The organism is Metalysinibacillus jejuensis (assembly GCF_003057615.1).
Classification (GTDB): Bacteria; Bacillota; Bacilli; order Bacillales_A; family Planococcaceae; genus Metalysinibacillus; species Metalysinibacillus jejuensis.
In genome coordinates, this window is the sequence record NZ_QAFW01000017.1 from 36,289 (window position 1) to 45,937 (window position 9,649).

Consider the following 9,649-nt stretch of genomic DNA (forward strand, 5'->3'; position numbering starts at 1 on the left):
AAGAAGCAGTCGATAGGAGGCTACAATAATGAATGAAGAAGTGCAAAAAATTATTACAAATATCGAGCACGTGATGATAGGTAAAACAGATGTGGCAACACTTAGTGTAGTGGCATTGTTAGCGAATGGTCATGTTTTATTAGAAGACGTACCTGGCGTAGGAAAAACGATGATGGTACGTTCGCTTGCTAAGTCTATCAGCGCTAGTTTTAAACGTATACAATTTACACCAGACTTACTACCATCAGATGTGATAGGTGTTTCGATTTATAATCCACAAACGATGCAATTTGAGTATCGTCCTGGCCCTTTAATGGGCAATATTATTTTAGCGGATGAGATTAACCGTACTTCGCCTAAAACACAGTCTGCACTACTTGAAGCGATGGAGGAATCGTCAATTACCGTAGAAGGTGAAACGATGCCACTAGCAAAGCCTTTTTTTGTAATGGCTACGCAAAACCCAATTGAATATGAAGGTACGTATCCTTTGCCAGAGGCGCAGTTAGACCGCTTTTTATTAAAATTAAAGATGGGCTATCCTAGCGTAACAGAAGAGTATGAAATTTTAAGTCGGGTGCAAGAGGGTACACCAATTGAACAATTAGAAGCGGTCATGTCACTAGAAGAGCTACGCGCATTACAACAACAGGCAAGTGCAATTTTTGTTGATGCTACAGTAAGGGAGTACATTGTACAACTCGCAACAGCTACGCGTACGAATCCTTATATTTACTTAGGGGTTTCACCTCGTGCTTCCATTGCTCTTATGCGTGCCTCAAAAGCATATGCGTTTATTCAAGGGCGCGACTACGTCTTACCTGATGATGTACAGTATTTAGCACCTTTCGTCTTTAGTCACCGTGTGATTTTACAGCCGGAAGCACGCTATGACGGCATTAGTGCAGAAGAAATTATGATGCGTGTCATCGCAAGTGTTACCGTGCCTGCTAGAGGCTTTGCAGCGCGATGAAGGTACGTAAATTACTACAAGTAATCGTGTTACAAGTAGTGGTATTTTGTTTTGCTATGTTTCAGGGAGGCTTCGTAAGCTGGTTTATTTTCTTTACGGTAACGCCTTTTTTAGTATACGCTGGCCTAATGTTAGTATGGCGCGAGAAAATTGTTTTTGTGCACCGCGAAATTACCCCAAACCAAATTACGAGTGGGGAAAGTGTAGAAGTGCACGTACATGTTCGTCGCAAAACTGTTTTTCCGATAGCTTATGCGATGTTAGAAGAGCATGTAAATCAGCCTAACTTGCAACATTTTAGACAAAATACAACACCCATTATTAAAATTGGAAGCTTTAGTCGCAATTTTATATGGACATATACATTAGAAAACTTGCCTCGCGGAGAATATCGCTTTGTAGGTGCTGACTTTTATGGCACAGACTTCTTTGGATTAGGGTCATTACAGGCGAGTGATACGAGTTCGAAATCTATCATTGTTTATCCTAAGCGCTATCCTATACGCTACGTTCCTATTCAAGCTGTTTATGAAGTGGGTATGTCTACAACACCGCGCAGCAGCGTCAGTGATTCGACAATTGCTGTTGGGGTTAGAGATTACGAACAAGGAGACCGCCTATCTTGGATTCATTGGAAGTCGTTTGCGAAATCGCAACAACTTAGAACGAAAGAGTTTGAAGAGCGTCAATCCGAAGTTGTCGGCATAGTGGTCGATACCCGTACCTCGCCAAACTTTGAAGCGGTAGTTACGCTAGCCGCATCGCTAGCAACAACTTTCTTTAACGCTCAAGGTGAGTTAGCTTATGTCGCTACTAGTGATATAACACGCGTGATGCATGTGCATCATAAAAATCATTTTGAAGACGTTTTATACCAACTCGCTACAGTACAAGTGACAGCAAAAACGATTAATTTAAGAGCGTTGCCCGTACGAGGGTTTGCTTCTTTATTATTTATTACAGCTCGCCTTGAAGATGAGGATATGGCTGTTTTTGCACACTATCCTTGCCGTGTCATTTGCTTCGTCTTTGAAGTGAGTAAAATCGCTTATGTAGCGCCTAATGTACAAATTATTCATGTCACGCCGCAACAGTATCATAATGTGTTACAGGAGGTGACGCGTAAATGATACAGAAAATAGTACCCAAATTATTTGTTTACAGCTTACTTTTTTTACTGTTACGTGAATGGTTGTTACCTGTAGTAGCACTTACCAATACGGGCTATGTTACGTACATCGTCGGCTTTGTAGGCGTGGCGTTATTATTACGCTTAATTAATGCCCATTGGCTAATAACAACGGTTGTGCAACTCAGTTACATTATTATATTTATTTTTTACGTTTATACCGATAATATGCAGCTGCTATCGAGCGATGCTTGGCATTTCTTTTTAACAGAATGGCGTAGAAATTTACAAGCGATTTTTGCGCTAGAGTTAGGACAAGTGACGGATGTTTTTAGAAGTGTATTGCTTTTTATTTTAATTTGGATGCTCGTTTATTTAGTGCACCAGTGGGTGACGATGGGCTATAACATTTTTTATTTTTTTGCTATGACTGTATTTTTTATTGCGACACTTGATACGTTTACAGCATATGACGGGCAACGCTCAATCATTATTGTTATGTTTACAGGCTTCCTGCTCATAGGTGCTTTGTTTATTAAGCGATTAGCAAGACAAACGCAAGATCACCTGTCTTTATGGTATCGCTTACGTCTGTATATTCCTTTTGCTATGCTCATTATTGGCGTAATTGGTATCGGTATATTTTTACCAAAATCGGGGCCTACATGGGCAGACCCCGTAGCGTATATAACGAATGGTAAAGTGAGTGATACAACGCAGCGTAAAGTAGGCTATGGTGACGATGATACGCGCCTAGGTGGTAGCGTAGCAGATGACGATACGTTAGTATTTATAGCTGAAGCAGAGCGCTCGCATTATTTTAGAATTGAAACAAAAGATACGTATACTTCTAAAGGATGGGTGCAACAAATTAGCGAAGAAACGCTAGTGCCTTATCAAACAGGAGATACGATTGATTCATCTTTTATACATGGCGATGAAAAAGAAAAGGTAACAATTTATAATACGGAAGTCGCAAAAAAGGCAGGCTTTATCGTTCAACCTTATGCTACAGTCGAAGTGAAGAGTGTAAAGGGAGCGCTAACCTTTAATCAAGGTACCGAAAAAATGACGACGGACAAGTCACTTGCCACATATGAGTCCATTTATAGCCCTATGCATTTTATGTATGAGGATATCGTCCAAACCGATGATATTGCGCTCGAGGTACTGCCAGCCGAATTCGACCGCTTTTTACAACTTCCTGCATTATTGCCACAACGCATCGTTGATTTAGCACAACAAGTAACAGAAGATAAGCCTTATGTGTTAGAGAAAGCACAAGCTATTGAAGACTATTTTAAGCACAATCAGTTTGTTTATGATAAACAAAATATTGCAATGCCAGAAGAAGACCAGGATTATGTCGATCAATTTTTATTCGAAACGAAGCGAGGGTATTGTGATAATTTTTCTACCGCTATGGTCGTCATGTTGCGTTCAGTTGGGATTCCGGCACGTTGGACAAAAGGCTTTGCACCTGGAACGTTAAACGATGAGGGGCGCTATGCCATTACTAATAATGAAGCGCATTCTTGGGTAGAAGCGTATATTCCGGGGATTGGGTGGTTGCCATTTGAGCCTACTATTGGCTTTGAAGGAATCGACACGATTGACTATACGACTGAACAGCAAGAACTCGAACCAACAGAGCCTGAACGAGAAACACCAGAAGCACAAGAAGAAGAGCAAACGGTTACTGAAGAAACAGCTAGTAAGCCAACGCTTTGGTCAAAAATTAACACATGGTTACAACAAAACACTTGGCTGTATTATGTACTTCTGATTGTCATTTGTTTAACTGTCCTTGCGATGGTGATATTACGTAAGCAGTGGTTGCCAGGCTATTATGTGCGTAAGTTTAAAAACAAAGCGCGCAATCGTGAAAACTTTATGACAACCTATACATTGCTTGTAGCTCAATTAGAGCGTTTTGGTTATGCGAGACGCACAGGTGAAACGCTTAAGCAATATGCCAAACGCATCGACGAAGCCTATGCTACAACAAAAATGCAAGAGCTTACTGAAATTTATGAGCAGCTCGTGTATAGTGAGAGTGGGCAATCAGCCAATTATGAGCAGTTGCACGAAAGTTGGGAATATTTAATCAATCGTACAACAGGTTGATTTTACACGCTTAAGTAGAGTAAAATTAAACAAATATATGCTTTCATATAAGTTTGGGGATATGGCCTAGATGTTTCTACGAAGTTACCGTAAATAACTTCTCTATGACGGCAAGAGAGCAAGCTGCTTTTTTGTCTAAGATGGACGCGTACGAATTTTTCGGCGCGTCTTTTCGCAATAAGTAGCTTAACAATTATAAAGAGGTGGAAAACGTGTCAAACAGTTCGATTATTACAGAACAAGAAAAAATCGTTGTACTTGATTTCGGTAGTCAATACAATCAATTAATTACGCGCCGTATCCGTGAGTTCGGCGTATTTAGTGAATTACACGCACACACAACAACAGCAGAAGAAATCAAAGCTATGAATGCAACAGGTATTATTTTCTCTGGTGGCCCTAACTCAGTTTATGGCGAAGAAGCATTCCATATTGATCCTGCAATCTTTGACTTAGGCTTACCTATTTTAGGTATTTGCTACGGCATGCAATTAATGGCGCACCAATTTGGCGGTAAAGTAGAAAGCTCTGACAAACGTGAATACGGTAAAGCAGACATTAGCCTTACAGCAGATAGCACGCTATTTGGCGACCTACCAACAAACCAAGTCGTATGGATGAGCCACGGTGACCACGTAACAGTAGCACCAGAAGGTTTCACAGTAAACGTAACAAGCCCATCTTGCAAAATTGCAGGTATGGTAAATGAAGAACGTAAAATGTATGCTGTACAATTCCACCCAGAAGTACAACACTCTGTACATGGTAACGATTTATTACGTAACTTCGTATTTGAAATTTGCGGTGCTAAAGGCGACTGGTCAATGCAAAACTTTATTGACATCGAAATCGCTAAAATCCGTGAAACAGTAGGCGATAAAAAAGTACTTTGTGCATTATCAGGCGGCGTAGACTCTTCAGTTGTAGCTGTACTTATCCACAAAGCAATCGGCGACCAATTAACATGTATTTTCGTTGACCACGGTTTATTACGTAAAGGCGAAGCGGATCAAGTAATGGAAACATTATCAGATGGCTTTAACTTAAATATTATTAAAGTAGACGCACAACGTCGTTTCCTAGATAAATTAGCTGGCGTTTCTGATCCAGAGCAAAAACGTAAAATCATCGGTAACGAATTTATTTACGTATTTGATGACGAAGCATCAAAACTTGAAGGTATTGATTATTTAGCACAAGGTACACTTTACACTGACATTATCGAGTCAGGTACAGCGACAGCGCAAACAATCAAATCACACCATAACGTAGGCGGTCTTCCAGAAGACATGGAATTTGAGTTAATCGAGCCACTTGCTGCGTTATTTAAAGACGAAGTACGCGCACTAGGTACAGAAATGGGTATGCCAGACCACATCGTATGGCGTCAACCATTCCCAGGTCCTGGTCTTGGTATCCGTGTACTTGGCGAAATCACAGATGAAAAGCTTGAAATCGTACGCGAATCAGACGCTATCCTACGTGAAGAAATCGCTAACCACGGTTTAGAGCGTGACATCTGGCAATACTTCACAGTACTACCTAACATCCAATCAGTAGGTGTAATGGGCGACCAACGCACATACGATCACACAGTAGGTATCCGTGCTGTAACATCAATCGACGGCATGACTTCTGACTGGGCACGTATCCCTTGGGAAGTGCTAGAAGTAATCTCTCGTCGTATCGTTAACGAAGTACCACACGTTAACCGTATCGTCTATGACATCACATCTAAGCCACCAGCAACGATTGAGTGGGAATAGTAGTAGGAGAGTTAGAAACCCTTGATATATAAGGGTTTCTGACTCCCTTTTTTGCTTCTATTGCACTTTTTTGTTTTCTTGTTGCGTAAATAGCTTGCAGTAAATTGATTTTTAGGAGAGGAATCATGATTTTGTTTCGCTTCTTTAAACGAAATGATTCCGTTTAATTTGTTAGCAACTTCAAAATTACTATGAGGATATAAATGTCCATATATACCTAAAGTTGTTTCAATATCTTCATGCCCTAAACGGTCTTTAATAATCAGTGGATTTTCCCCATGCTAATGAGTAGGGAGGCATGGGAATGGCGTAAGGCATGAATTTTAATTCTATGGACACCTGCTAATTTTGCATAACGCTCTATGGCATGTGCAATGGTATGTTTTTGTGTAGGTATTCCATTGTAACTCATTACAAAGCCTGTTTTGATTAGATTCTGTTGTACGTCTTTCCATTCTGATAACAAATCTAACGTACACTGGTCTAATACAATATAGCGAATACTCGCCTTTGTTTTTGGCTCTACAAATCTGTAATCATTTTGATTTTTGTAATATAGGGTTTTATTGATAGTGAGTACACCTGAATCAAAATTAATATCATCCCATTGAATAGCAGTAGCTTCACCAATCCGCATACCTGTCATAAACAGAAACCATAAAGAGATAAAAAGAAAGTGTTGGTAGTAATCTTCTTTATAAATGAAAGAGATTACTTTTTCAAATTCTTCTTTTGTCCAAAATTCTATTTTAGGCTTTTGCTTTTTGACATTTCCGATAATCTTAGATGGGTTTGTAGAAGTGATTCCTAATACGATTGCTCTGTCTATAGCAACAGAAAACATACCTTGAACAGCTCTTACATAGGAAGGCTTTAAGCCTTTTGCTAATTTAAGCTGCCAATCTTGAACATGAATAGGCTCAATATCACAAACTGCCATCTTATAAAAGTAAGGGAAGTGTTTATTAATACTTGGTAGGCGATTTTCATACGTTTGTAACTTCACTTTTGTTTTATACCAAGGAAGAAAAATTTCATGGATATAATGCTCAAATTCATTTTCTCTTTTGTTTCTGCTAATTCTTCTGGTGGCATTAATAACAACTTTGAGTATTCAGTTCTTGCTTCTTTTTTAGTAGTAAAACCACTACGGTATTTTTGAATCTTTTTTCCTTTTGAATCATAACCTAAATTGGCTCGGAAATAGTACGTACCATCTTTTGCTGTTTTGATAGGGTCTTTTGTCATAGTTTTTACTCCTAACCGTGCAAAAACTAATCAGACCTGTTCTCATCTTCCTCATAGCTATCTAGCGTAAAAAGCTGATTTTCTTCTTGTGGTGTAAGGTCAGAAAAGGTTGATTCTTGTGCCTGGTGTTTTTTCTCCTTTGGTTATAAGCATCGACAGCTTCATGCTTCAATACTTGCTTGCAAAAGCTATTAAATGCACAACGCACTTGCCACTCAGTACGAATAGATTTCATGCGCTCACCTCCCTTCACTATCGCAAAGGTGTTGGTGATTCCCCTTTCATAACCTTCAACGGATTTTTTGACAAAATGCCAAAAATTATGATGAAATTTTTAGGAATTTGAACTAAATAAGCTAAATTAAACCATAGTAGAATGCATCTCCTTTTTCTTGCTGTTTCAGCATAAAAATACATGGAAAATTCTGAAATATTATATATTGACAAAAACTAAATAGCCATAGTAGACTTTACTATAAGGTTATAGTTTATAAAACTAAATAATTATAGTGAATGTTACTATAAGATTGTAGTTTAATGATATAGAATTCACAGGAAAGAGGAAAAAAATGACTGAATTTCAAAAGCTAACTGATACAGAACTGGAAGTTATGCAAGTTATTTGGAAATTAAATCGTTCTGTTACATCAAGAGAATTGTTAGAAATCTTTTCAAAAAAGTCTTGGAAAGGGCAAACTATTAATACCTTTTTATCCAAATTAGTTGATAAGGGGTTACTATCTGTCACAAGAGGAAAATGGCGTGTGAATCATTATAGTCCTTGTGTAACATTTAAAGAGTATAAAAAACGTGAAGCAAAAAGTGTATTAGACACGATGTATCAAGGCTCTATGACAACTTTTTTAGCAACACTCTATGATGATGAAGTAACAGAGGAGGAATTGGTTGAACTAAAACAATGGCTTTCCGAAAAGTAGGTGAATAAATGCATGCATGGTTAAATAGTGTGGTAGCTTTATCAGTTGCTGGTAGTAGCATGTTCATTCTTTATTATGGTATGACGGTTATTTCAAGAGAGGCACTAACAGCGAGATGGTATTACTGGAATAGAAAATTGGCGCTTTTCTTTTTCCTAGTACCTGTATTTCTCCTATTGAATGTTCCCCTCTTATTAAGGAAAAATCATCAGCCAATAGAAGAGGAACAGCTATTTTCTGTACAACAAAATACAGTTTGGTTAACAGAAAATTTTGTACAAATACTGTTTATTATTTGGTTAGTTGGTGCGATTGTAGCAAGTGGATGGTTTTTATTTATGTATCAAAGTGGATATCGAAAATTATATCGAAACTTGATACCAGTGCCTAAAGACCATGAAGTATGGAGAATTTTAGCGCAACAACAAAGTGATATGAAATTAAAAAATAGAATTCGCCTTACATATTGTCAAGAAAATATTAGCCCTATTTTGGTAGGTCTATTTAAGCCAACGATTGTGTTGCCCATGTACGGGATTCCGAGTGACGAGTTAGCCATGATTCTCAAACATGAATTGATCCATTATAAGAAAAAGGATTTATGGGTGAAAAGATTAGGCATTTTCGCCATCATTCTACACTGGTATAATCCGTTGATTTATCTTTTACAAAAAGAGTTAACGAAATGGTGTGAGCTTTCTTGCGATGAGTATGTTGTCATGTCCATGTCTTTGTCAGAGCGAAAAAAGTATGCTGAAACCATTTTAAATACGATGCAGCGTGCTAAAAGGCATTCCCCAGCTCCTTTTTCAACTCCCTTTTTTACAGCAGGGAAAAAGAAATTAAAAAAGAGATTACAGCGAATGTTAAATGACAAAAAGATAAGTAGACCAATCAGTGTGTTGTCTATGGGGTTATTCTTCATTTTTAGCGGTGTAGGTCTAGCGAGTTCTGAGTTTACTCATAACCATGTCACTTCCATCGAGGAGGAGGTTTTAGTAGTAACACCAACCCCTTTTGATACTTCAACAGAAGTAGAAGCGCATTCTGAAATACTATCAGTTAAATTGTCTGACAAAGCGCATTTTTCTAAAAAAGAATGGGAAGAAATTTTAAAAAAAATTGAAAGAAATGAAATTATTTTAGAGGAAGAGTAAGAAAGAAGCTCTGTACAAATGGATAGGGCTTCTTAAATAAAAATTGTTATATAGAGTGTATATTTTTTTAGTTTAAAAGTAATTTATATCTAAAATTAATAAATTATCACATTTTAGTAAATCGTATCTTTTTGTAATCTATTTCTTATCAAGGAGGAATATAGTATGTTCAAAAAATTTTTTATATATATAAGGTGATTAACTTTTAGACTTACACTCTTTTTCTTCGTTTTCCTGTATACTATTCTTAATAGATATGAAACGGAGAAAAATGATGCGTAAAATTGTCCTAATTCCTGAAGAACAAATTC

General features: G+C 37.8%; 7 protein-coding genes, 1 pseudogene and 1 riboswitch. Of the genes and pseudogenes, 6 read left to right on the forward strand and 2 right to left on the reverse strand.

What is annotated here, in order from left to right; translation table 11 throughout:
* Positions 1–28 precede the first annotated feature (28 nt).
* From DDE80_RS07525 to guaA, 4 genes are all read left to right on the forward strand, one after another.
* Positions 29–973 carry an AAA family ATPase gene (locus DDE80_RS07525; protein WP_108307054.1) on the forward strand — a complete coding sequence of 315 codons (945 nt, stop codon included), beginning with the start codon at positions 29–31 and terminating at the stop codon, positions 971–973.
* Positions 970–2,103, forward strand: a complete 1,134-nt coding sequence (locus DDE80_RS07530) for a DUF58 domain-containing protein (RefSeq protein ID WP_108307055.1) — start codon at positions 970–972, stop codon at positions 2,101–2,103. Before DDE80_RS07525 ends, DDE80_RS07530 begins: the two co-directional genes overlap by 4 nt.
* Positions 2,100–4,229 carry a DUF4129 domain-containing transglutaminase family protein gene (locus DDE80_RS07535; RefSeq protein WP_108307056.1) on the forward strand — a complete coding sequence of 710 codons (2,130 nt, stop codon included), beginning with the start codon at positions 2,100–2,102 and terminating at the stop codon, positions 4,227–4,229. The genes DDE80_RS07530 and DDE80_RS07535 overlap by 4 nt, the downstream gene beginning before the upstream one ends.
* A 23-nt stretch (positions 4,230–4,252) precedes the next feature.
* Positions 4,253–4,354: riboswitch (purine riboswitch) on the forward strand.
* Between the two features lie 87 nt (positions 4,355–4,441).
* Positions 4,442–5,995 (forward strand): glutamine-hydrolyzing GMP synthase, encoded by a 1,554-nt coding sequence (gene guaA, locus DDE80_RS07540; RefSeq protein WP_108307057.1) that lies wholly within the window; start codon positions 4,442–4,444, stop codon positions 5,993–5,995.
* A gap of 11 nt (positions 5,996–6,006) precedes the next feature.
* Here the strand turns inward: guaA and DDE80_RS07545 are convergent.
* Both DDE80_RS07545 and DDE80_RS07550 read right to left on the reverse strand, forming a co-directional pair.
* Positions 6,007–7,243: pseudogene (locus DDE80_RS07545) on the reverse strand (tyrosine-type recombinase/integrase).
* 61 nt (positions 7,244–7,304) lie between these two features.
* Positions 7,305–7,478, reverse strand: coding sequence for a hypothetical protein (locus DDE80_RS07550; RefSeq protein ID WP_201261509.1), 174 nt, complete (start codon positions 7,476–7,478; stop codon positions 7,305–7,307).
* 334 nt (positions 7,479–7,812) lie between these two features.
* Between DDE80_RS07550 and DDE80_RS07555 the strand changes: the two genes are divergently transcribed.
* A complete protein-coding gene (locus tag DDE80_RS07555) occupies positions 7,813–8,181 on the forward strand; it encodes a BlaI/MecI/CopY family transcriptional regulator (RefSeq protein ID WP_108307058.1) in 369 nt (122 codons plus the stop codon).
* 8 nt (positions 8,182–8,189) lie between these two features.
* Complete coding sequence (locus DDE80_RS07560; protein WP_108307059.1) at positions 8,190–9,338, forward strand: M56 family metallopeptidase; 1,149 nt, start codon at positions 8,190–8,192, stop codon at positions 9,336–9,338.
* Positions 9,339–9,649 lie beyond the last annotated feature (311 nt).